The following is a 21729-nucleotide window of genomic DNA, read 5'->3' on the forward strand; positions in this document are numbered from 1 at the left end:
TCAGAACCCCTTTTCTACGAGTTCGACGGCACGGCGCAGGCCAAGCGATTTATTGACAGTTTCCTCAAACTCCTTTTCCGGATCGGAGTCGGCCACAATTCCGGCACCGGCCTGGATCCAGAGGTCGTCGTCTTTCATGACAAACGTTCTGATAGTTATACAGAAATCCATATTTCCGGAAAAACCAAAATAGCCAACGGAACCGGCATACGCACCTCTTTTGTCGGGTTCGAGTTCGTCTATTATCTCCATTGCCCTGATTTTCGGGGCCCCGCTGACCGTTCCTGCCGGAAAGCACGCGGCCATGACGTCGAACTGGTCCTTTCCTTCATCTATTTCACCATGTACCCCGGACACAATATGCATCACGTGGCTGTACCTCTCTATGACGAGAAGGTCCTCAACCCAGACGCAACCGCCTTTTGCGACCCTTCCGACATCATTTCTTCCCAGGTCGACAAGCATCAGGTGCTCGGCGGTCTCTTTCGGGTCGGCCAGGAGTTCTTGCTCCAGGGCAAGATCCTCCTCCACCGTTTTTCCCCGGACCCTGGTGCCGGCGATGGGACGAAGCTCAATTCTCTCACCGTCCTTGCGGACAAGTATTTCCGGAGAGGACCCGATCTGGATGATATCTCCAAGTTTCAGGAAAAACAGATAGGGGCTGGGGTTGATATGTCGCAGCGCCCGATACAGCACCAGAGGTGAAATATCGGTCTTGGTATGGAACCGCTGGGATAAAACAACCTGAATGATATCGCCTGCGCGGATATATTCCTTGGCCTTCTCGACCATATCTGTAAAACGGCTTTTCTCCATATTGGAGGTAAACTGGTGCTCTTTTTCCGTTCCCCGGCCGCTTGCCAGAAACAGTTCCTCACCAACCGGCTGTTTCAGCCTTGAGACGACCTCTTCAATCTGCGCAATTGCCTCACCATAGAGTCTTTCGCCGTCATCCGTCGTCCCAGTCGTCCGCACCCAGCACACGACGGTGATCTTCTGCTTGAAGCTGTCATGCACGAGGACGATGCGTGGCACCATGAACGATGAATCGGGAAGGTCCGTGGCTGTTCTCTCGTCGGGGAGATCCTCAATAAACCGGACAATATCATATCCTAAAAAACCCACCGCCCCTCCGCAGAATCTGGGCAACTCCTCATATTCCGCGGCACCGAGATCTTCAATCAGCTTTTTAAGAGCTTCCAGCGGATCGGACGTAAAGGTCAAACTTTCATCACCACCGTTGTGCAATTCTTCAATCGTCACCTCTTTTTCCCTGGAACAGAACGTCACCAGGGGATCAAAGCCGATAAACGAAAAACGTCCCCATTTTTCACCGCCTTCCATACTCTCGAACAGGAATGCGTGATCCCGTCCTGCGGCGACCTTTGCATAAAGAGTCAACGGGGTATCAAGGTCCGCAACTATTTCGGTACAGACCGGAACAAGCCGAGACGATTGCATATCGTTCGTAAATTTTTCGCGATCAGGAAAGTATCTGCAAGCGACCATAACTATTTATAAAGATGCTGTTGGAAGAAGTTGGTGTTAAGAGCAGAGCGTTGCAGTCTGCCCATGTATAAGTCACCATACCAGTGGAGAACGTTTTTTGTCCAGTCCTCGAAAAATCAAAAAAAAAGCCATGGAGTTGTTACATTCCATGGCTTCTCTTTTTTTCAGTCGCTTTTCATGAGCTGAGAGCGGCTGCGAATATGATTGCAGTCAGGAGATGTATTAAGCAGCACCTTCCATCGCATTTACCCGTTTTGCCAGGCGGGAAATTTTTCTGGAGGCGTTCTTCTTGTGGATGGTGCCTTTACGTGCGGTCCTGGCAATTACGATAGTTGCTTCCCTCAGGGCGTCCTTGGCCGAATCAACCGATCCGGTTTCCATTGCTTCTTCAAAGCTGCGGATAGAGGTCTTCATCCGTTTCCTGTTTATTTTGTTGCGCACCCGACGAATCTGAGCTTGACGATTCCTTTTTTCAGCGGATTTATGATTTGCCACGTAGATATTCCTCCTGAGTTTATCTATTTACTTCAATCACTTAGATGATTCTTTATGTTTACAGCCCATCCACACCGGCTATCTGAGTAGCGATTTTTCTGCGTTGGAGCCTGATTATCAATATGTCCAAACCGGAAATTTATAATTCAATATAAGGGTAAAGTCAATAGATTTAGTACAGTTCGATACGATACTATCCTTTACTCCGATTTTTTGTTGCCCTGCAGGAGAACCGGTCCACCACCCTTCCTCCACCCTGTTGAGATACAACCCGGAAATTGGTGTTCTTCAACCGCTGCTTCACTCAAGCCGACCCAGATAATTAAAAGTCGGCAGCTTGGAATACCTGCCGCTGTTTATCAGCCTCTCGTGGACTTCGTCCAGATCTTTCGGGGACATCCGACCGCAACAGTCGACGACGACATAGCTTATGCCGGCCGCTCTGAGTTCTTCCAGATACGGCAGCAGCGAAAAGGGTTTGTCGGGAAAAGTCTGGGTAAACCCCTCTTTTTTGCTGATAAAATATTTTTCTTTTTTCGGGCTCAGGATCTGCTGGCCGTAACTGAAATGATCGGCGCCAAGCCTTGCCGTAAAAAGGGGCGGTGCACCATAACCGTACACTCCGTAGGAACAGTTCCTGGTGAGTCTTGCACCCGCCCCGACGAGTTCTCCCAGCGCACTCCTGTCAAGCTCAATGGAGGCAACCATTGACTCGACCCCGAGCTCTCCACAGAAAACCGCCGCCTGACTGTTCATGATATTGCAGGTATAGTCGCCGAAAAGATGTACTTTTTCCCCGCCAAACAGCCCAACCTGGCTGATATTTGCCAACTGAAAACTTCTGAAACCTGATCTTATGAGCACAGCTATCTGCTTTTTCACCCGGCCAAGATCGTTTTCCATAATAACCGGAGGCAGCACCCAGCTCACCAGCCTCGAACGTTTTCCCAGACTGCTCTTGATTGCACCCACCTGGCTGAGCAGCTGTTTTTCAAAAACAAGCAGATAGCGGTTGGGGACAAACGGAAGCTTTTTCATTATGGCGTTGATAGAGTCGACTTTAAACCATATCTCAACGCCTGGTTTCTTTCTTCCCCCCTTCCTCCAGCCCCCCGGACCGACTGACCCGCCGCCGGGTTCGGTTTCCCCGGTTATGCAGACTTCTGTCGTTACCTGGTCTATTTTTTTGTATCGCTCCTTTTCGGTTTTTCGCAGAACGTCGACAATAGATTTCCCGTCCAGCTCCCAGTCGGAAGTCCTGACGGAGGCTGCCCCGTCGGTTTTATATACATCGACATGACCTTGCGGCAGTGGTCTGAACCCGTCGGGAAGCTCAATGGACACCCGAGAGCCGGCGAAAGCCTTTTTCTCCTGATTCCCTCCAACAAACAGGGTTTTCAGCCGAAAAGCAGTTCGCTCCCCGGATGGCTCCTGATGCAGCCGCAACCGGTCTCCTTGTTCCAGTTCGTCCTTCAGGATAAATCTGCAGGTATACCGCTCGCCAAACTTCTTGACATTATTAAAACGCCCCAGATGAATGCCGGTGTTGCCTGAGTGGTACGGAGTGATTGCATCAGGTGGCTGGGGAGAGAAAAAATATCCTGCAGACGTTTTCCTGCCCATCGCCCTGGCGATCAGCTTTTCGGCTTTTGCATACTCCTCTTCACGATTATCGACATTGCTGTCAAGCATCGTCCTGTAGGCTGAAACAATATTTTTCACGTAGTGTGCCGACCGCAGCCTGCCTTCTATTTTCAAGGAACTGATACCAAGAGCCCGGAGCTGCTCAATCGCCTTGACGGAGCACAAATCGTTCATTGAAAAGAGATAGCGCGAACTCGGTGTCCCCTTTTTCTCTCGGCTCCTCCTGCTTGCTCCGGCTACCCCGTATCCCCGGCGGCACGGCTGTACACACCGCCCTCGGACGCTGCTTTTACCGCCCAGATAAGACGAGAACAGGCAGAGACCGGAAAACGAAAAACACATCGCCCCGTGAATGAAGACTTCAAGCTCCACCCCTTGCACCCTGGCCCTGATCGTCTCAATTTCCTTGAGTGTCAATTCCCTGGCCAGAACAACCCTGTCACACCCCATGTCGCCAAGGAAACGGACACTGTCTGAGTTGTGGGCGGTCATCAGGGTGGAACCGTGCAGCCTGAGCCGGGGAAAGTGATTTTTAACCAGCCTGATCAAGCCAAGATCCTGAACTATCAGCGCATCCGGCTGAAGCTCGTCGATCATTGCAAGGGTGGCGACCACCTGTTCCAGCTCACGCTCAAGTATCAGGCTGTTGGCGGCGAGGTACAGTTTTTTGCCCAGACTGCGGCACTTTGCGATCATCGCCCCGATCTCTTCCATCCCCAGATCCCGGGCAAGATTCCGGGCATTGAACCCAGGTGCCCCTACATATACCGCGTCGGCCCCGGAATCAAGTGCTACCCGGAAATTTTCAAGAGACCCCACCGGCGCCAGAAGTTCGATATCCACCATCAGCTTTCTATAACCACCCTGCCACCGGACGGTCCCTGATCAAGTAACACTTTTATCCGTTCGTCAGCAAGCACCGATGTTTTCAGGCCGTTAAAGTCGGGCTGAATCGGCAATTCCCTCCCGCCCCTGTCGACCAGCGATACGAGCTGAACGGAAGTGGGCCTGCCATAATCCATTATCGCATCCATGGCCGCACGAATAGTTCGACCGGTAAAGATGACATCGTCCACGAGCACCAGGGTGATGTTGTCCACATCAAAGGGAAGATCGGTGGTCTTCACCACCGGGTTCTGACTCACCAGGGACCAGTCGTCACGATAGAGGTTAATGTCCAAGGTGCCGAAAAGAACCTCTTTCTTCATCTGTTTTTCGATAAAGGCATGAATACGTTCGGCCACGTACACCCCGCAGGTATGGATTCCTACAATGGCCAGGCGTTCCACTGCGTGGTTTCTCTCAAGAACCTGCAGAGAGATCCGCTGGATCGCCAGATCAACATCTTCCGCCGACATGATTACCCGTTTCTTTCCGCTCACCGGCCTACCCTCTTCCAAAAAAATTCTATCCCTTTCTCATCTACCCGATTGATTGCTTCGGGAAATGTTTCGCACTCAATGGCAAAGACCTTATCGGCAATGGTATCGGCGTCATCGTCATATTCGAGATCGACGCTTTTCTGCAGGATAATCGGCCCTTCATCGTAACGTTCATTGGCAAAATGAACCGTACAGCCGCTCACGGTGCAACCTTTTGCCCTGACCGCGCTGTGGACGTGATGACCGTAGAAGCCTTTGCCGCAGAAGCTTGGAATAAGCGCCGGGTGAATATTTATCACCGCTTTTTTCAAATCGTCAGGGGGGGTGTAGAGTTTCAGGTAACCGGCAAGCACTATGATATCGACATCATAATCTTTGAGGATCCGGTTCGTTTCCGCGCTGGTTGGTGCATGAAATGCCGGATACCCGTAATTAGCCGCTTTTTCAAGACCGAGAGCTTCTTTAACATCGGAAACCACCACCTCAATGGCCGCCGCCAGCCTGCCATCTGTTATTCGTTCATGAAAATTATCCAGAGTCCGGCCGCTTCCGGACAGCAACACCGCCATTTTCAACATGGTTTATTCTCCTGAAAAATAACTGTTTGAATCCATATCGACCTTCTCAAGCCATGCCGAAATAGCCGTGTCGTACGCTGCGGTCAGCGCGTACACCTTGCGCATCAGGTAAAACCTTGTCTTCAGTGTGGTGTTGCCGTAACGCTTCAGCTCTTCCAGGACCACGGGATAATCCGCCGGATCGACGATCACCGTCACATCATGGAAATTTTTCGCCGCCGCACGGAGCATGGTCGGCCCGCCGATATCGATATTCTCAATCGCGTCGGCAAGAGAGCAGTCCGGATCGGCAACGGTTTTCTCAAAGGCGTACAGGTTGACTGCGATAATGTCGATGTTTTTAATGTCCTGCTGTTCACACTGCTGCCGATGGACAGAATTCCCCCTCTGGTTGAGTATGCCCCCGTGTACCTTCGGATGAAGGGTCTTCACCCTGCCATCGAGCATCTCGGGAAATCCCGTATACTCGGAGACATCCATAACCTTCAGCCCACCATCACGAAGTTTTTTGGCGGTGCCTCCGGTGGAAAGAAGTTCAATCCCCAGGTTCGTCAGCTCAGTGGCAAAACCTTCTATTCCCGATTTATCCGTCAAGCTTATCAGCGCTCTTTCTGCCTTTATCATTCCTTGCTCCTTAAAATGTCAATCGTCTTTTCTGGTGAAAGATTTTATTTTTCTTCTATCTCTTTTGCTCGGTTTATGCGACGGCGCAGTGAACCCTGCGTTGAACATTTTCCTTGTTTCACGCTGCTCCTCACGGTTTTTGATACTCTCCTCGGACTCCACGTAGAGTTGCCGGGCCTCTTTTGCCGGCCGTCGGTATTGGCAAAGGCCGAGCACCGTAACATGAAATTCGGCAACCCCAACCGTTATTGTCAGGTTGTCACCCTCGGCAACGTTTCTCGCCGCCTTAACCCTGCTGCCGTTGAGATGAACCTTTCCGCCATTGACCGCCTTGGCCGCCATTGAGCGGGTTTTAAAAAACCGTGCCGCCCACAACCATTTGTCCAGTCGCAATCCATTGTCTTCACTATTTTGGGCCATACCTTACCTGGAATCTATCCATAGATATTTTGTCAATTGGGGTAAACAGTTAGAATACACCGATTCAGGCAGAAACGCATGAAAAATTGAGAACGATAGCCTCTGCCGGAGAAAAGGAGGTTGTCGAACCTTGACAAAAAGGGTATGAAAGAAGCGATTTTAATATCGGTGCATTATTATTTGCCGGGAAAATAGTAGAGAATTACCAACCTGTTTTTCGCACAGAAAAGTTATCAAGTGAGTCAAGTAAGCCCATGCATATCCGGACGGTAGGTTTAAAAGGTCTGAAAACTCCCATCAGGGTAAAAGAAAAAAACGGCGGTCTCCAGAACACCATCGCAACAATTTCCATGCAGGCGCAATTGTGTGAAGGCAACCACGAAAACTGTGTTGCCGCTTTTACCTCGATTCTCGACGACTATCTGGGAGAATTTTCCGTTGCAAGCTTTTCGTCGATCCTGCCACGGCTGCAAAAAGATCTCCAGGCGACTAGCGTCCGGCTGGAAATGACATTTCCCTACTTCATAGACAAAAAAGCTCCGGTAAGCGACACCCATAGCCTGATGGAGTATGAGTGCACTTTTTCCGGCGGCATCGGGGACGACGACGGTTTTATCCTTTCGGTGTCCGCCCCCGTTACCACACTTTGCCCCTGCTCCAAGGAGATCAGCTCCGGCGGTGCGCACAACCAGCGGGGGGAAGTGACCCTCAATGTCAAATTCAAGAACTTCGTCTGGGTCGAAGATCTGATCGAGATTATCGAACAATCGGCTTCCTGCGAGGTATATGCCCTGCTCAAGAGGCCTGATGAAAAATATGTCACGGAAAAGGCCTTTAACAATCCCATGTTTGTTGAAGACGTCGTGCGCAAAGTTGCACTGCTTTCACTTGAACATCCTGATATAACATGGTTTTCAGCAGGAGTGGAAAGTTTTGAATCGATCCACAAGCATAGCGCCTACGCCTACGTGGACAGCGACGAGGTAAGGTAGTTGCCCAAGACAACAGCGACAGGCAGCAGAGGTCGCTGTTACGAATTTTTAGTAGAGCCAAACCCGGCAAACTTCTTTCTGAAGGGACCGCTCTGCTTTTCGCCATCAAGCATTTTTCTCAACAGCGCCAGCTCCTTTTCGGCGCCCTGCAATTCCCTCTTGATGCGGTCTTTTTCCTGCGCAGTGCAGGTATCGTATAGTTTCCGGAGTCTGTCTACATTCTGCTGCGCCCTGTACACATCCCGGGCCAATAAACGTATGGACATAAGATCCCTGGTTCTCAAATAGTTTTCACAACCCATGCGGCGACAGCCGACCATCCCGGCTGCGCCGCACCGTTAATCTTCCAGCCGCCGCTCCAGCTCTTCTTTTTCGAGCACCGCTTTTATTATACGGTAAGTCTCCTTGTAAAAAGTGTGCTTACGGCTCCTTACGTACTGGTGTACGGCACGCATGAGATCGCCCGAGACGGCCTGGCACCGCCTTGCCAGCTGGTCGGTAATTTCCCCGGGCCAGTCAAGCTCCAGGACCATATCGTGGGCAAGGCAGTCCTGCTGATGGGCGATTGCTTCGTTGACAATAGCGTCGCGCAGCCGTTCAGCCTCGTGATGGATCCGGTCCTGCTTGAGCTTTGAGCCTTTTTTCTCCGCAAGAAAATCAAGGATGGCGTCAATCGGCTCTTCCCGTATCAACTTCGCCAGGTATTTGACCTGTCTTTTGCGGGCTCCCCCCTTCACGTCCCGGCAATTTTTTATCTCTGTTTTTACCTGGTCGCCGGCAGGAAGTCTTTTCAACTCAGCATCGCTTAACAGGGCCAGCTCCGCCGCAGCCTCCTCAACTCTTTTAAACTGCCGTTTCAACTCGGATTTACTCACTCTCTCACTCATATTTTCCCTTCGTGCTAAATTACCCGACAAGTTCCACCAGGGGCGGAAAATAGTCTTCAGGGGGCTGGTAGCCCAGCAGTACGCAAAGAGTTGCAGCCACGTTTGCCAGGCCGGGATCAGCCACCCCGGTCAGCCTGAAGTTGTTAGCGCCGTTATAATCCTTGACAATAAACGGTACGGGGTTGAGTGTGTGGGCGACCATCGGCACTCGCTTGCCGTTCTTTTCGGTCCACATGCAGTCTGCGTTGCCATGATCCGCGGTAACCACCGCAATGCCACGCGCTTTTTTCACCGCACCCAGCACCCTGCCCAGGCTTATATCAACACATTCAACACCTACCCGCACAGCCTGCTCCACCCCGGTATGTCCCACCATATCGCCGTTGGCAAAATTGAGGCGGATAAACTTGTAACGGCCGCTCTCGATAGCCTCGACAACCTTGTCGGCGATCTCCCCCGCCTTCATCCAGGGTTTCAGGTCAAAAGTGATTCTATCGGATGCGACTTCCTCATATCGTTCCAGGTCCCTGTCAATGTAGCCCGATCTGTTGCCGTTCCAGAAATAGGTTACATGGCCGAATTTCTGGGTCTCGGAAACGGCGTAGGAGGTGATCCCTGTAGCGCAGAGATATTCACCGAGGGTGGCGTTTATCGCCGGAGGCTGAACGAGAAATTTTTTCGGGATGAGCGCGTCTCCATCGTACTGCATCATGCCTGCATAAAACAGTTCGGGGACTCTCTTGCGGTCAAACTCGTTAAAGTCGGTCTCGTCAAAGGCCCGGGAAATCTCGATAGCACGGTCGCCGCGAAAATTAAAGAAAACGGCGCTGTCGCCGTCCTCCATGGTGCCGACCGGCTTATCATCTTTGATCACCACAAAGCTCGGCATATACTGATCGGTCATCGCCGGGTCTTCTGCATAATAGGTCCGTACAGCTTCCGATGCCGAAACAAAGCTTCGTCCTTCACCGAGTACATGAGCCTTCCAGCCCCGCTCCACCACCGACCAGTTGGCGTTATAACGATCCATGGTGGTGACCATCCGACCGCCGCCGGAGGCTATCCGGTAATCGAAACTTTCCCCGCAACACTTGGCCAGCTTGCGCTCAAGCGGCTCTATATAGTCAAGAGCGCTCTTCTGCTCTACATCACGGCCGTCAAGAAGGGCGTGCACCCTGACCCTTTCAATACCGTCTGCTACACACTGGTCGAGCAACCGGTAGAGCTGGTCGATATGGCTATGAACGTTGCCGTCGGATACCAGCCCGATAAAGTGCACCGTGCCGCCACCGTGTCCTCGCTTTTTCAGCTCCTGCCAGACCTCACCATTGAACACCTCTTTCGACTCCAGCGCCTCATTGACAAGCTTGGCTCCCTGGGAAAAAACCCGGCCGGCGCCAAGGGCGTTATGGCCCACCTCCGAATTTCCCATATCCTTGTCAGAAGGCAGACCAACGGCCAGGCCGTGCGCCTTGACCGCAACCATCAGTTGTTCCTTGAACAAGGTATCCAAAAGCTCGGTATTGGCCATAAACACGCCATCTTGCTCATCCCGGCTTCCGATCCCGATCCCGTCCATCACGACGGTAACCAGCGGCCCTTCATACTGTCTAAATCCTGCAAGGGGGGCCAGGGGTGGGGATTGTCTTTTTGTCATTATTTATCCTTTTAAGGAATTTAAAGTAGAATTTTCTGTTATTATTTGTATATCTGATCTTAAAAAAAATGGTACATTACATTATAATTTCTCTATCTTATCTTCGAAAGCTGCCGTATCGCGCAGGTTAACCGCGGATAACAATCGAACACAAAAGATCTACTACTATTCTGGTCATGACCGATCAACCTGAAGAAAAAGAACTTCATCTCGAAGTTTTGCAAGAGCGCATGCCCCTTTTTACCACGATCCTCCAGTCCGGTATAGAAGTAAAAACCAAAAACAACATTGCAACAGGACATTTTCTCTGCAATCTAGAGGGGTTTGACAGCGACTATCTGGCACAGGCGGTGGAAACGATTTTTTTAAACGGTATGCCGGTCGACAGCTTTGACACACCTCTGTGCGGCGACAACCCGGTCCTGGCTCTTTCGGCGGCAATGCCGGGACTGGCAGGAGCAATATTCCGCAAAAACAGTTTCCATTCGGCCCTGCGTACCGATACCGGGAAAAAAACCGCCAGTTCACGGACAGACGACACCATCCTGGTCACGTTAAAACTGTTCAACACCATCGCCAAGCAGCGCGGAGAGACGCTGCTGCAGCGGGGAGTGCTTATAAAAGGCCACAAGATATTGAAGTTTTTCGAGAACAGGAGAACTTTTTTCAATTATATCTGCAAGCTATCGTTTCAGCACCAGGAGTTCACGCCTGACTCTTTGTTGCAAGTTGTTCCAGGTGGGGAAACGATAAAACTCTTCATTACCCGAAACAATGACTGACCACAAAGAAACTAAAGATATGCTCGGCCGCGGCGGCCTCATCTCGGTGAGCCGGGCGCAACAGCTGCTGCGCGAGAACCTCAGGGCGCCTGTTGCCAGCAGTGAGGAGGTTCTGCTTGCAGAAGCGCTCGACAGGGTTCTTGCAACCGACGTTGTTGCCCCGGAGAATCTTCCCGCCGCCCCGAGGTCGACCATGGACGGTTTTGCCGTTCGTGCCGCCGACACTTACGGCGCCAGCGAATCGATGCCATGTTACCTTTCCGTAACCGGAGAGGTGCTCATGGGTAAACCCTGCGAGGGTGACGTAAACGTGGGATGCTGCCATAAAGTCCCCACCGGAGGTCTTATTCCCGCCGGTGCCGACAGCGTGGTGATGTTTGAGCACACCGTACCGGTAGACGAAACAATGATAGAAGTGGTCAAGGGGGTCGGAACGGGCACCAACCTGATCCAGAGCGGAGAGGACATCCGCAAGGACGCCAAAGCACTTCCAGCCGGACACAGGATACGCCCCCAGGACCTTGGTCTGCTCGCCGGACTTGGCATAGACCGGGTCAAGGTTGTCGCCCCGGTGAGGGTTGGCATACTCTCAACCGGGGACGAAATAATTCCCCACACCCAAGTTCCAAAACCGGGACAAATACGCAATATCAACAGCATAGCTCTTGCTGGAGCCGTGACTAGAGCGCACGGCATCTATACCGATTACGGAATCGTCTCCGACCGCAAGGAGATTTTTCTTCCGGCCGTTGAAAAGGCGATTGCGGAAAACGATATCGTTCTCTTTTCAGGAGGAAGTTCGGTAGGCGTTCGCGATCTTGGCCAGCAGGTGGTCGAAGAGGTCGGCCCGCCTGGAATTCTGGTCCACGGCGTCACCCTCAAGCCCGGCAAGCCGGTGCTCATCGGTATGAGCGGAGCAACCCCTGTGTTCGGACTTCCCGGCCATCCGGTAAGCGCAATGGTCTGTTTTGATCTGTTCGTACAACCGACAATCGCAGCACTCTCCGGACTCCCCCCTGAATACGGCCTCCCCCGCCCATCGATTACGGCACGGCTGACCCGCAACATAAACTCCGCCCCCGGCAGGCTGGACGTGGTCAGAGTACAGTTACAACAAACAGACAGCAAGACATGGAAAGCCGAGCCGGTGCTCGGCAAGTCGGGTTCCATTTCGACCCTCTCCAGAGCCCATGGATATTTTCTCATCGACGAGGCCAGCCAGGGTGTCCAGGAGAATTCAACTATCAAGGTATTTCTTTACATATGAACAAGCGCGACGTTTATTTAAGCAACATGCCGCTGGACCAGGCGAAAGTCCTCTGGCGGAACGCCCTGGAAGAACGCGGATTTTTTTCCGACCATACCTCCGAAGACATTGCCGTTGACGACAGCCTGGGCAAGATCACAGCAGAGCCGGTTTTTGCCAGGCGAAGCTCCCCTTCATACAACGCTGCGGCAATGGACGGCATCGCCGTTCACTTCAGTGACCTTGTCGGGGCCAGTGAAGCGTCGCCGATCCGGCTAAAAAAAGACAGGTTCCAGCCGGTAAACACCGGCAACGCCATCCCGGAAAACTGTAATGCGGTAGTCATGATCGAGGACGTCCATTATGTGTCCGATGACGAAGTCGAGCTTCACACCCCTGCCCCCCCATGGCAGCATATCAGGACCATCGGCGAAGACATTGTGGCAACGGAGCTGATTCTGCCTGAAGGTCATGTGGTCAGACCCATTGACCAGGGCGCGATGCTTGCAACCGGCGTCACCGCAATCCGGGTCCGCCGAAATCCCAAAGCTCATGTGATTCCTACCGGAAGCGAGCTGATCCAGCCGGAAGAAGAACCACGGGCCGGACAGATAATCGAATTCAATTCACGAATTCTAGCGGGTTACCTGAGGGAATGGGGGGCCGACGCCAGCCGCGGACTGCCGGTTATCGACGATCCGGATAAACTGGAAAAGGCGCTGGTTGAGGCGGCCGGGAAAAACGACCTGGTTGTCATGAACGCCGGAGCGTCCGCCGGGACAAGAGACTACAGCGCCAAGGTCCTGGCCAAGGTAGGTGAAGTGATCGTCCACGGGGTGGCGATAAAACCGGGCAAGCCGGTAATCCTCGCCATGATCGGCAAGACCCCTGTCATCGGACTGCCGGGCTACCCGGTTTCTGCCCTGCTGACCATGAGGCTTTTTGTCCGCGAGATGATCTCGCAATTTCTGGGTCTTGGAAAACCTGCCTGCGACCACGTATCGGCAACCCTGTCACGCCCTGTGCACTCTGCCATGGGTGTCGACCAGATGGTAAGGATAACCCTGGGCCGTGTGGGGGAAACCCTGATGGCGACACCGTCGGGGAAAGGTGCCGGAGCGGTCATGTCGCTTGTCCGGGCGGACGGTCTTTTGACGATCCCATCCGGGAAAGAAGGCATTGGCGCCGGAGAAAAGGTGAAAGTGGAGCTGCTGAGACCGCAAGCCGAAGTTGACGCCACCCTGGTCACCATAGGCAGCCATGACAACATTCTCGACCTGCTCGCCAACCGGCTTCATCGGATGCGGCCGATCGTCCGTATCGCCTCAGCCCATGTCGGTTCCATGGGGGGGATCATGGCGATCAGACGAGAGGAAGCCCATATCGCCGGAACCCACCTGCTCGATGAAGAAACCGGCGAATACAACGTGGCTTTCATCAAAAGGTTTCTGGGCTCGATCCCCCTGCAGCTGATAAACCTGTGCTACCGGGAACAGGGATTCATCGTCCCCAGGGGCAACCCGAAAAAGATAAAAAACTTCAGAACCATTGCCGAAAACGGCAATACCTTTATCAACAGGCAGAAAGGCGCCGGGACCAGGCTTTTGACCGATAAGATCCTGCGCGATGAAAATATCAAACCGCAACAGATCATAGGGTACGACCACGAGGAGTATACTCATATGAACATCGGCGCCGCCGTGGCCAACGGCAGTGTCGATACGGGAATGGGCATCAGGGCGGCGGCAAACGCCCTGGGGCTCGACTTTGTACCCATTGCCGAAGAGCGTTACGATCTCATTGTCCCGGCTGAGCATCTCAAGGATAATAAGGTCTCCAGTGTCCTGCAACTCATCCGTACAGACGAGTCCTTCAAAGCTTCCATTACCGCGCTTGGAGGATACAACCTTCGTGACTGTGGTGTCGTCATGTACGAACAGTAACACATGGACAACACAAAGGAAATGGTCTGAACTGCCATTTTCGCTCAACCTCAACAAGGAGAACATGATGGCTGAGAAAATCTACAGGGTAAATATGACCGACCTTACCAGTTCCATAGAAGACGTGCCCGCAGCCTGGGCCGCCCATGGAGGAAGGGGGCTTACCTCGACCATTGTCGCCGCCGAGGTGATACCCACCTGCCACCCGCTGGGACCAAACAACAAACTTGTGCTCGCACCGGGCCTGCTGTCAGGCACCGTAGCGGCCAATTCAGGACGTCTTTCCATCGGCGCCAAGAGCCCGCTTACCGGCACTATCAAGGAATCCAACGCCGGGGGCACCGCCGCACAGCTTTTTGCCCGTACCGGGGTAAAGGCGATGATCATCGAGGGACAGCCCAAAGAGGACAAGTGGTATTCAATTGCTATAACACCTGACGAGATAACTATTACGGAAGAGACCGAGCTCATTGGCAGAGGCAATTTCGCAACCATTGAAGCGGTCGAGGCAAGGTCCGAGGAAAAGCGTGCGATTCTCACCATCGGTCCCGCCGGTGAGATGAGAATGGCATCGGCAAACGTATCGGTAAAAGACCCGGACGGCGGACTGCGCTCTAACGGCCGGGGCGGTCTCGGGGCGGTCATGGGATCCAAGAAAATCAAGTTTATCACCGTTGATCCCAAAGGTGGTAAGGTCGAGATCGCCAACCCTGATGGTTTCAGGGAAGCAAACAAGACCTTTGCCAAGGCCCTGGTCGACCATCCGGTAAGCCAGGCCCTCGGACAGTACGGCACCAACGTTCTGGTCAATATAGTCAACGAGTCGGGCGGACTGCCGACGAAAAACTTTACCCTGGGCCAGTTTGATGGCCACGACGCTATTTCCGGGGAGACAATGGCCGACACCATCACCCAGAGGGGCGGAAAAATAAAACATAACTGTCACCCGGGCTGTGTCATTCAATGTTCACAGGTATACAACGATGCCGACGGCAACAAGCTGACTTCTGGTTTTGAATACGAATCGATATGGGCCATGGGGGCCGACTGCTGCGTGGACAACCTCGATCATATCGCCGAGGCCGACCGGATCATGGATGACATCGGCGTCGACACCATCGAGACCTCGGTTGCCATGGCTGTTGCCATGGAGGCCGGCGTGCTCGAGTTTGGCGACGGTGCCGGCGTATGCCGGATTCTCAAGGAAGAAGTGGGTAAAGGGACCTCCCTCGGACGGATCATAGGCAACGGGACAGGGTCTGTCGGCAAGGCATTTGGCATGACCAGGGTTCCCGTTGTAAAGAACCAGGCCATTCCCGCCTACGACCCAAGGGCAATCAAAGGCATTGGTATCACCTATGCGACGTCCACCCAGGGAGCAGACCACACCATGGGTTACACCATCGCGACCAATATCCTCAACGTAGGCGGCAAACTCGATCCGCTCACCAAGGAGGGACAAGTCGAGCTGTCGCGTAACCTGCAGATCGCCACCGCGGCGATCGACTCAACCGGCATGTGTCTCTTTATCGCCTTTGCCGCACTGGATGACGAGAAATGTCTGCCGGCACTGATCGACCTGATCAATGCGCGTTTTGATCTTTCGCTGACCGGCGACGATGTGGTAAACCTCGGCAAGCATATCCTGAAGACGGAAAGGGAATTCAACATGAAGGCCGGATTCACTTCCATTGACGATCGTCTGCCGGAATTCTTCTACACTGAACCGCTGCCGCCGCACAACGTGGTGTTTGACTTCAGCGATGAAGAAATAAATACCTTCTGGGATTTTTGATTTGTAATTCTCAAATCCTGACTGTTTCCGGCTAAGGTTGCAGGGTACCGGAACTCATACCATCCCCTTGGCGGTCGACGCCAAGGGGATGGATCACCTCCACAAATAACTGTTACGTATCAGGACCGACTGTTACACAAACATAACCAGTTCACATTTTCAGGGAGAAACAGGTTGGCCAGAATAAATGTTACCGTAAAACTTTTCGCCTATTTCCGGGAAAATCGTTTCAAGATTTCGGAACAGGAAATAGCCCCGGGCACCACAGTAGGAGATATAGTCGATTCTCTTGATATAGACCGTGAAGAAGTTGGCGTACTGATGATCAACTCCCGCCACACAACCTTTGAAACGCCACTTGAAGAGGCAAACGTCCTGGCCATCTTTCCGGTGGTCGGCGGAGGCTGACCAGCCCGGAGACCAAAAACCCCGGGCAACGTGGGAAAACTGAACAAAGATTTTTCCTCTTTTTTTATGGCTGCAGGTTGTTCCCTTTATTTTGGTGCTGGGACAGGCGCTGTATCTCCTGATGGCGAAAACAGTTGACCAGGTGATCGTTTACCATCCCCACCGATTGCATAAGGGAGTAACATATTGTCGGTCCGACAAAGCTCATCCCCCTTTTTTTCAGATCCCTGCTCAACCGCCGGGAAAGCTCGGTCTGACTGGGAACCTCCTGCATTGACCGCCACTTGTTCTGCAGCGGTACGCCGTCTACATAGTCCCACAAAAAAGAGGAAAAATTTCCTTTTTCTTCTATAATATCGATCACCACCGCAGCGTTTTTCACCACGGCGTTTATTTTCAGCCTGTTTTTCACGATCCCCGGATGGGTCATCAGCGCTGCGATATCCCGCTCGGTATAGCTTGCTATGCTGGTAAAATCGAAGTTACTGAAAACCTCTTGGTAGCTCTTTCTTTTCCTGAGAATGGTCAGCCAACTCAACCCTGCCTGGGCACCTTCCAGACAGAGCATCTCGAACAACTTGAAGTCATCATGCTCGGGAACTCCCCACTGGTGATCGTGGTAATCCCGATAAAGAGGGTCGTTGCCGCACCATTCACATCTGTTTTTCATCCTTTATCTCCCTGATTGTGCCATAAAACCTTTTAAAACCATCTACTTGAAGTGACTATACTGCAATTTTGAGCTGCCGCCCTCCATTCCTCGTGCAGCCACGCCTATTGATCTGCGACAAACTTTGTCGACAGAAAATTGCGATCTGGGGGGTACCTTTTTCCAGACAGCGCAGCCGGGAAGCTAATCGTTGTTGCTATTCTTCTATTATTTCAGTATGAAACAGAATCGATTAAATGTAAATTCCCGTTGCAAAAAGCTTCATGAAAATGTTAGTTTTAGGTAAATTTATCGATACCAACAATCAGCTGCCAGCGCCTATGACGGAAATACCGAGAAATATACACAGGATAATTCTGGAAACGAAAATTTCTGCGAGAAATGATGATGAATTTATCCAGACAATTGACGAACTTGTCAACACCAACGGGCAGACGACACTAGTCCACACCTTTAACCTGCTGGCCGGACTCTATATACCCGCGGCCACCTGCAAAGACCTCTGGAGCAAAGTCAAACAGCACAGGCAGACGATAATAGAAAAGCTGGGAAGAGAAGTCGACCTGACCACTTCACTGTCGGACTATTTCCACAACTGTACCAAGATGATGTGCCACCCCCGGTTGGTTGAGGCGACAGAATTTGAAAATATTCTCTATCACTCAAACCACGACAGGCTGACGAAATTATACAACAGGCGCTATTTTGAGGATATATACAATCGCCAGATAATGCTTTCAAACAGGTACCGGGAAGAATTCTCGGTACTCTTTTTCGATCTGGACAATTTCGGCATCGTCAACAACTCCCACGGACATCTGGCCGGCGACGCGGTGCTGGAAAAAATCGGTGCCATTTTCCTTGAGGAAAAACGAGACAGCGATATCGCCGCCAGATACGGTGGAGAAGAGTTCGTATTACTGCTCCCTCACACCGATTACGAAAACGCCTACACGATAGCCAACCGGCTCCGAAAATATGTCGCAGAAAATTGTTTCACCTACTCCAACATCGATATCAGTATAACCATGAGCGGCGGGGTGGCATCCTACCCGAGCAACTGTCCAGACCCCGGCCTACTACTCCAGATGGCGGACAATGCCATGTACAAGGCCAAGGACGAAGGGAAAAACAGGATTTCCCACTACAGAGAATAAACTTATCCTGTTTCCTGTTCCTCACTTTCTGGTACAATCCAGTATCTACTTGTCATTTACCAAACAATAAATGGCGGCATGCGCAGGGACCCTGCCCATTGCAGCCGATGGCGCTGTCTGTTCCATCAGCTGGCTACCGGCAGATCAGGCTCACCCTGCTGAAAAGTTCAGCTGCATCCATGTCAACTCAAGCGACAGGGACAGAACCCATGGAAACCATACGAGTGATCGTCACTGGACGTGTTCAGGGTGTCTTTTTCAGGGATTACACCCAAAAACAAGCCGCAAGGCTCGGGTTGTGCGGATGGGTCCGCAACCTCCCGGACGGAACGGTTGAGGCATTGATCCAGGGCAAAGCAACGGATATCCGAAAGATGCTCAACTGGCTCAATACCGGGTCGCCTCTGGCGACCGTGACCGGTATCAAGACCTGGAAAACAGCCGAATCAGCCGTTTTTTCATCCTTTCAGATAAGATATTGAGCAATAATGCTACTTGATATACAAAATTTAAATCTCTGGTTCCGGGGATACGATCAGTCGGGTGCTCCACACTCGGAACAGGTGCTGTTTGATATTTCCCTCCGGGTGAAAGAATCAACAACGGTTGCCCTGGTCGGCGAATCGGGTTCGGGAAAATCGGTCACCGCGCTTTCTATTCTGCGCCTGCTCGAATCAACCTCAGAAGTTGCAGCAGACGGAGCCATCTATTTTGAGGGCAAGAACCTGCTCGCCTTTAACCAGCAACAGATGCAGGCGGTGCGGGGAAACCGGATCGGCATGATTTTCCAGGAACCGATGACGTCGCTGAATCCGGTCTTCACCGTAGGCAATCAACTATGCGAACCGCTGACCCTACATCGCGGCCTCAAGGGAAAACGGGCAAGACAAGAAGCTGTCAGGCTGCTGGGAAGAACCGGTCTGGACAATCCCGAACACAGGATGAATCAGTATCCGCACCAGCTTTCAGGCGGACAACGCCAGCGGGTGGTCATTGCCATGGCCCTGGCATGCAGTCCGTCGCTGCTGATAGCCGACGAGCCAACCACAGCCCTGGACGTGACGGTTCAGGCGCAGATCCTCGAGTTGATGGCGCATCTGCAAATGGAGAGTTCCATGGGGGTACTACTCATCACCCATGATCTTGAACTCGTGAAAAAACATGCCGACTACATTTATATAATGAAGGATGGCGTTATTGTTGAACATGGCCAGCCCCGGAAGATATTCACCGCTCCCTCCCACAGTTATACCAGATCACTGCTCGGCGCCATACCGGACAAGATAAAACCATTCAACAACCAGGCGGATATTCTGCTGAAAGCGGAAAACGTGAACTGCACCTTCGAGTTACCGGGCGAATGGGTTCACCCGTTCAAAAGAAAAAAACGGCAGATCGAAGCGGTCAAGGAAGTTAATCTCGAGATCAGGACCGGCACCACCTGCGGTATCGTGGGAGAGTCAGGATCGGGAAAAACAACCCTGGGCATGGCGTTTTTGCAACTTGTGCACAACAGCGGCAATATTGTCTTCAAGGGCAACGAGTTGACCGGGCTTTCCTTTCGCAGCATGAAACATCTTCGCAGCGAGATTCAGGTGGTATTTCAGGACCCCTTCTCCTCACTTTCGCCAAGATTCAGCATTCGCAAGATAGTTGAAGAGGGTCTGCGCATCCATCACCCGGAAATGAACCGGGAAGAACGTTATCAACGAGTGGTTGCTACGCTGCGCGAAGTCGGCATGACGGAACGGATCATCGATCGCTATCCCCACGAATTTTCCGGCGGCCAACGCCAACGGATAGCGATCGCGCGGGCGATCATTCTTCAACCGAAATTTCTTATCCTCGATGAACCCACCTCGGCACTGGATGTTACCATACAGGGACAGATAATAGATTTACTGCTGAAGCTGCAACAACAATATCAGATGAGCTATATGTTCATTTCCCACGACCTGCGGGTGGTAAGGGCCATATCGGATTACGTGGCGGTGATGCAGAACGGCAGGATAGTGGAACAGGGGGAGGCGGATCGGATTTTTACCAATCCGACGCACGAATACACCAGGACCCTGCTGAAGGCATCGCTGAGTTCCGCTTCCGCTTCCCCGTTGATGGGAAGCGGAAGCGGTTAATGACTACCGAAAAAACGAAACTTGAAACGTCGTTTTAAACAGTCTCTTTTTTCTTTTCCGGATGGCGGCATTTATCACCCGCTATATCATCCTTGAACAGAGAGAACCCTCTTTCCATTGCACAGAAATCGCCACACATTGTGCAGGTGGACTCGTTTTCCGGTTTTCTGCTGTTACGGACTTCCCTCATTTTTTCCGGAAACATGGAGAGATTAAAATATTCTTCAAAATCGCTGTCCCTCCTGGCAAGAGCAACCCTCTTTTCAAGTTCCCGGCGCTCGGGATATTTGGCGATATCACCGATCCTGGTTGCAAGACGGGTAGCCCTCAACCCTTCACGGACATCGTTTTCATTGGGCAGCGCGAGATGTTCCGCCGGAGTAATATAACAGATGAGATCCGCTCCGTGCCAGGCTGAGTGCGAGGCGCCTATGGCGGCGGTAAGATGGTCGTATCCTGCTCCGGAATCGGCGGGCAGGGGCCCGAGCACATAATACGGGGCTCCGCCGCTCATCGCCTTTTCAAGCATGATGTTGCCTTGGATTTCATCAAGAGGCACATGTCCAGGGCCCTCGACCATCATCTGGCACCCCATGTTTCTGCCAAGCTCGGCAAGCTCACAGTTAATGATCATTTCAGCCATTTGCGCCCGGTCATGGCTGTCATGGATCGCTCCCGCCCTTATGCCGTTGCCAAGGGAGAGTACGGCATCGTACTTCTTCATCAGTGCGCAGACCCGATCAAACTGTTCGTAAAGGGGATTTTCCCGGTTATTGTATTCCATCCAGGAGACCATGAAAGTTCCTCCCTTCGACACCAGTCCACCATAACGGAACCCCTGATTTCTCATTCTTTCAATGGAAAACCGGTTGATTCCGCAGTGGATGGCCATAAAGCTCAACCCGTCCTCAAGCTGTCTCTCAATAAGTTCGAACAGGTATTCAGGATCGAGCTTGTTAGGGTTATGATATTTTCTGCTGGCTTCCGCGAACGCCTGGTACAGGGGAACGTTACCGACAGGAAGCGAGCAGTTGTCAAGAACCTTGCGGCGGATTGCATCGAGATCGCCTCCGGTTGAGAGTTCCATCAAGGTATCGGCTTTTTCTTCCTCGGCAATTTTTGCCTTGCGTATCTCAAGGTCGACATCGGAGATATCCGATGAAGTACCGATGGAAGCGTTTACTTTAGTCCGCAATCCTTTCCCTATGCCGCAGATTTTCTGATCTTTCCGGCCGGGATTGGCCGGGATCACTATATGTCCAGCCGCCACTCCCTGGCGGATTTTTTCCCCGGTAAAACCTTCCGCCGCTGCTACCTTTTCCATTTCGGGTGAGACCACACCCTCTCTTGCCAACTCGAGCTGGGTTTTCATTTACTTCTTCTCCTTAAGTTGTCTTCCTTCCGG

At 52.2% G+C, this 21729-nt stretch carries 20 protein-coding genes and 1 pseudogene; 9 read left to right on the plus strand and 12 right to left on the minus strand.

Annotated elements, in window-relative coordinates; genetic code table 11:
• The 7 genes and pseudogenes from trpE to BLQ17_RS16935 all read right to left on the minus strand — a co-directional run bounded on the left by trpE (window position 1) and on the right by BLQ17_RS16935 (window position 6652).
• Complete coding sequence (gene trpE / locus BLQ17_RS16905) at window positions 1–1461, minus strand: anthranilate synthase component I (RefSeq protein WP_245695209.1); 1461 nt, start codon at window positions 1459–1461, stop codon at window positions 1–3.
• 270 nt (window positions 1462–1731) lie between these two features.
• On the minus strand, window positions 1732–2004 hold the full coding sequence (rpsT, locus tag BLQ17_RS16910) for a 30S ribosomal protein S20 (protein ID WP_092224986.1): 273 nt from the start codon (window positions 2002–2004) through the stop codon (window positions 1732–1734).
• A gap of 300 nt (window positions 2005–2304) precedes the next feature.
• A complete protein-coding gene (locus BLQ17_RS16915; protein ID WP_092224988.1) occupies window positions 2305–4494 on the minus strand; it encodes a peptidase U32 family protein in 2190 nt (729 codons plus the stop codon).
• Window positions 4494–5030 carry a bifunctional pyr operon transcriptional regulator/uracil phosphoribosyltransferase PyrR gene (pyrR, locus tag BLQ17_RS16920; protein ID WP_245695210.1) on the minus strand — a complete coding sequence of 179 codons (537 nt, stop codon included), beginning with the start codon at window positions 5028–5030 and terminating at the stop codon, window positions 4494–4496. The genes BLQ17_RS16915 and pyrR overlap by 1 nt, the downstream gene beginning before the upstream one ends.
• A complete protein-coding gene (gene purN / locus BLQ17_RS16925; RefSeq protein WP_092224990.1) occupies window positions 5027–5608 on the minus strand; it encodes a phosphoribosylglycinamide formyltransferase in 582 nt (193 codons plus the stop codon). The genes pyrR and purN overlap by 4 nt, the downstream gene beginning before the upstream one ends.
• Before the next feature lie 48 nt (window positions 5609–5656).
• A pseudogene (locus BLQ17_RS16930) lies at window positions 5657–6232 on the minus strand (IMP cyclohydrolase); the annotation flags it as partial.
• An 18-nt stretch (window positions 6233–6250) separates the two neighbouring features.
• Window positions 6251–6652: an RNA-binding S4 domain-containing protein gene (locus BLQ17_RS16935; protein WP_092224994.1), complete on the minus strand. Its 402-nt coding sequence runs from the start codon at window positions 6650–6652 to the stop codon at window positions 6251–6253.
• A 191-nt stretch (window positions 6653–6843) separates the two neighbouring features.
• On the opposite strand from BLQ17_RS16935, the gene folE2 reads away from it, so the two are divergent.
• The gene (gene folE2, locus BLQ17_RS16940; protein ID WP_281180551.1) at window positions 6844–7644 is read left to right on the plus strand and encodes a GTP cyclohydrolase FolE2; all 801 of its coding nucleotides are present in this window, start codon (window positions 6844–6846) and stop codon (window positions 7642–7644) included.
• 38 nt (window positions 7645–7682) lie between these two features.
• Here folE2 and BLQ17_RS16945 read toward each other — a convergent pair whose 3' ends face one another.
• The 3 genes from BLQ17_RS16945 to gpmI form a co-directional block, all read right to left on the minus strand.
• Window positions 7683–7910, minus strand: coding sequence for a hypothetical protein (locus BLQ17_RS16945; RefSeq protein WP_143005536.1), 228 nt, complete (start codon window positions 7908–7910; stop codon window positions 7683–7685).
• 72 nt (window positions 7911–7982) lie between these two features.
• Window positions 7983–8531 (minus strand): dual-action ribosomal maturation protein DarP, encoded by a 549-nt coding sequence (locus BLQ17_RS16950; protein ID WP_092225000.1) that lies wholly within the window; start codon window positions 8529–8531, stop codon window positions 7983–7985.
• A 19-nt stretch (window positions 8532–8550) separates the two neighbouring features.
• Complete coding sequence (gpmI, locus tag BLQ17_RS16955) at window positions 8551–10188, minus strand: 2,3-bisphosphoglycerate-independent phosphoglycerate mutase (protein ID WP_092225002.1); 1638 nt, start codon at window positions 10186–10188, stop codon at window positions 8551–8553.
• Window positions 10189–10364: 176 nt separating this feature from the next.
• Here gpmI and BLQ17_RS16960 point away from each other — a divergent pair, with 176 nt between their 5' ends.
• The 5 genes from BLQ17_RS16960 to BLQ17_RS16980 all read left to right on the plus strand — a co-directional run bounded on the left by BLQ17_RS16960 (window position 10365) and on the right by BLQ17_RS16980 (window position 16362).
• Window positions 10365–10970 carry a hypothetical protein gene (locus tag BLQ17_RS16960; protein ID WP_092225004.1) on the plus strand — a complete coding sequence of 202 codons (606 nt, stop codon included), beginning with the start codon at window positions 10365–10367 and terminating at the stop codon, window positions 10968–10970.
• Complete coding sequence (locus BLQ17_RS16965; RefSeq protein ID WP_092225006.1) at window positions 10963–12237, plus strand: molybdopterin molybdotransferase MoeA; 1275 nt, start codon at window positions 10963–10965, stop codon at window positions 12235–12237. The genes BLQ17_RS16960 and BLQ17_RS16965 overlap by 8 nt, the downstream gene beginning before the upstream one ends.
• A complete protein-coding gene (locus BLQ17_RS16970) occupies window positions 12234–14159 on the plus strand; it encodes a molybdopterin biosynthesis protein (protein WP_092225008.1) in 1926 nt (641 codons plus the stop codon). The genes BLQ17_RS16965 and BLQ17_RS16970 overlap by 4 nt, the downstream gene beginning before the upstream one ends.
• A 67-nt stretch (window positions 14160–14226) precedes the next feature.
• Window positions 14227–15954, plus strand: a complete 1728-nt coding sequence (locus BLQ17_RS16975; protein WP_092225010.1) for an aldehyde ferredoxin oxidoreductase family protein — start codon at window positions 14227–14229, stop codon at window positions 15952–15954.
• Between the two features lie 174 nt (window positions 15955–16128).
• Entirely contained in the window at window positions 16129–16362 is a 234-nt protein-coding gene (locus BLQ17_RS16980) for a MoaD/ThiS family protein (protein ID WP_245695211.1), read from the plus strand.
• Window positions 16363–16426: 64 nt separating this feature from the next.
• Here the strand turns inward: BLQ17_RS16980 and BLQ17_RS16985 are convergent, their stop codons facing one another.
• On the minus strand, window positions 16427–17032 hold the full coding sequence (locus BLQ17_RS16985; protein WP_092225012.1) for a DNA-3-methyladenine glycosylase I: 606 nt from the start codon (window positions 17030–17032) through the stop codon (window positions 16427–16429).
• Between the two features lie 263 nt (window positions 17033–17295).
• On the opposite strand from BLQ17_RS16985, the gene BLQ17_RS16990 reads away from it, so the two are divergent.
• The 3 genes from BLQ17_RS16990 (at window position 17296) to BLQ17_RS17000 (ending at window position 20324) form a co-directional block, all read left to right on the plus strand.
• A complete protein-coding gene (locus BLQ17_RS16990; protein WP_092225014.1) occupies window positions 17296–18189 on the plus strand; it encodes a GGDEF domain-containing protein in 894 nt (297 codons plus the stop codon).
• A 209-nt stretch (window positions 18190–18398) separates the two neighbouring features.
• Window positions 18399–18671 carry an acylphosphatase gene (locus BLQ17_RS16995; RefSeq protein WP_092225015.1) on the plus strand — a complete coding sequence of 91 codons (273 nt, stop codon included), beginning with the start codon at window positions 18399–18401 and terminating at the stop codon, window positions 18669–18671.
• Between the two features lie 6 nt (window positions 18672–18677).
• A complete protein-coding gene (locus BLQ17_RS17000; RefSeq protein WP_092225017.1) occupies window positions 18678–20324 on the plus strand; it encodes an ABC transporter ATP-binding protein in 1647 nt (548 codons plus the stop codon).
• Between the two features lie 34 nt (window positions 20325–20358).
• On the opposite strand, the gene thiC is transcribed toward BLQ17_RS17000, so the two are convergent.
• Complete coding sequence (thiC, locus tag BLQ17_RS17005) at window positions 20359–21696, minus strand: phosphomethylpyrimidine synthase ThiC (RefSeq protein ID WP_092225019.1); 1338 nt, start codon at window positions 21694–21696, stop codon at window positions 20359–20361.
• Window positions 21697–21729 lie beyond the last annotated feature (33 nt).

This window comes from Desulforhopalus singaporensis (assembly GCF_900104445.1).
GTDB lineage: Bacteria > Desulfobacterota > Desulfobulbia > Desulfobulbales > Desulfocapsaceae > Desulforhopalus_A > Desulforhopalus_A singaporensis.

Coding starts and splice junctions, on each gene's coding strand:
- BLQ17_RS16965 (WP_092225006.1), top strand. CDS start 10,963: ATGACTGACCACAAAGAAACTAAAGATATGCTCGGCCGCGGCGGCCTC.
- gpmI (WP_092225002.1), bottom strand. CDS start 10,188: ATGACAAAAAGACAATCCCCACCCCTGGCCCCCCTTGCAGGATTTAGA.
- BLQ17_RS16935 (WP_092224994.1), bottom strand. CDS start 6,652: ATGGCCCAAAATAGTGAAGACAATGGATTGCGACTGGACAAATGGTTG.
- BLQ17_RS17000 (WP_092225017.1), top strand. CDS start 18,678: ATGCTACTTGATATACAAAATTTAAATCTCTGGTTCCGGGGATACGAT.
- BLQ17_RS16945 (WP_143005536.1), bottom strand. CDS start 7,910: ATGTCCATACGTTTATTGGCCCGGGATGTGTACAGGGCGCAGCAGAAT.
- BLQ17_RS16915 (WP_092224988.1), bottom strand. CDS start 4,494: ATGGTGGATATCGAACTTCTGGCGCCGGTGGGGTCTCTTGAAAATTTC.
- purN (WP_092224990.1), bottom strand. CDS start 5,608: ATGTTGAAAATGGCGGTGTTGCTGTCCGGAAGCGGCCGGACTCTGGAT.
- trpE (WP_245695209.1), bottom strand. CDS start 1,461: ATGCAATCGTCTCGGCTTGTTCCGGTCTGTACCGAAATAGTTGCGGAC.
- BLQ17_RS16950 (WP_092225000.1), bottom strand. CDS start 8,531: ATGAGTGAGAGAGTGAGTAAATCCGAGTTGAAACGGCAGTTTAAAAGA.
- BLQ17_RS16990 (WP_092225014.1), top strand. CDS start 17,296: ATGAAAATGTTAGTTTTAGGTAAATTTATCGATACCAACAATCAGCTG.
- thiC (WP_092225019.1), bottom strand. CDS start 21,696: ATGAAAACCCAGCTCGAGTTGGCAAGAGAGGGTGTGGTCTCACCCGAA.
- BLQ17_RS16960 (WP_092225004.1), top strand. CDS start 10,365: ATGACCGATCAACCTGAAGAAAAAGAACTTCATCTCGAAGTTTTGCAA.
- BLQ17_RS16970 (WP_092225008.1), top strand. CDS start 12,234: ATGAACAAGCGCGACGTTTATTTAAGCAACATGCCGCTGGACCAGGCG.
- BLQ17_RS16995 (WP_092225015.1), top strand. CDS start 18,399: ATGGAAACCATACGAGTGATCGTCACTGGACGTGTTCAGGGTGTCTTT.
- BLQ17_RS16975 (WP_092225010.1), top strand. CDS start 14,227: ATGGCTGAGAAAATCTACAGGGTAAATATGACCGACCTTACCAGTTCC.
- BLQ17_RS16985 (WP_092225012.1), bottom strand. CDS start 17,032: ATGAAAAACAGATGTGAATGGTGCGGCAACGACCCTCTTTATCGGGAT.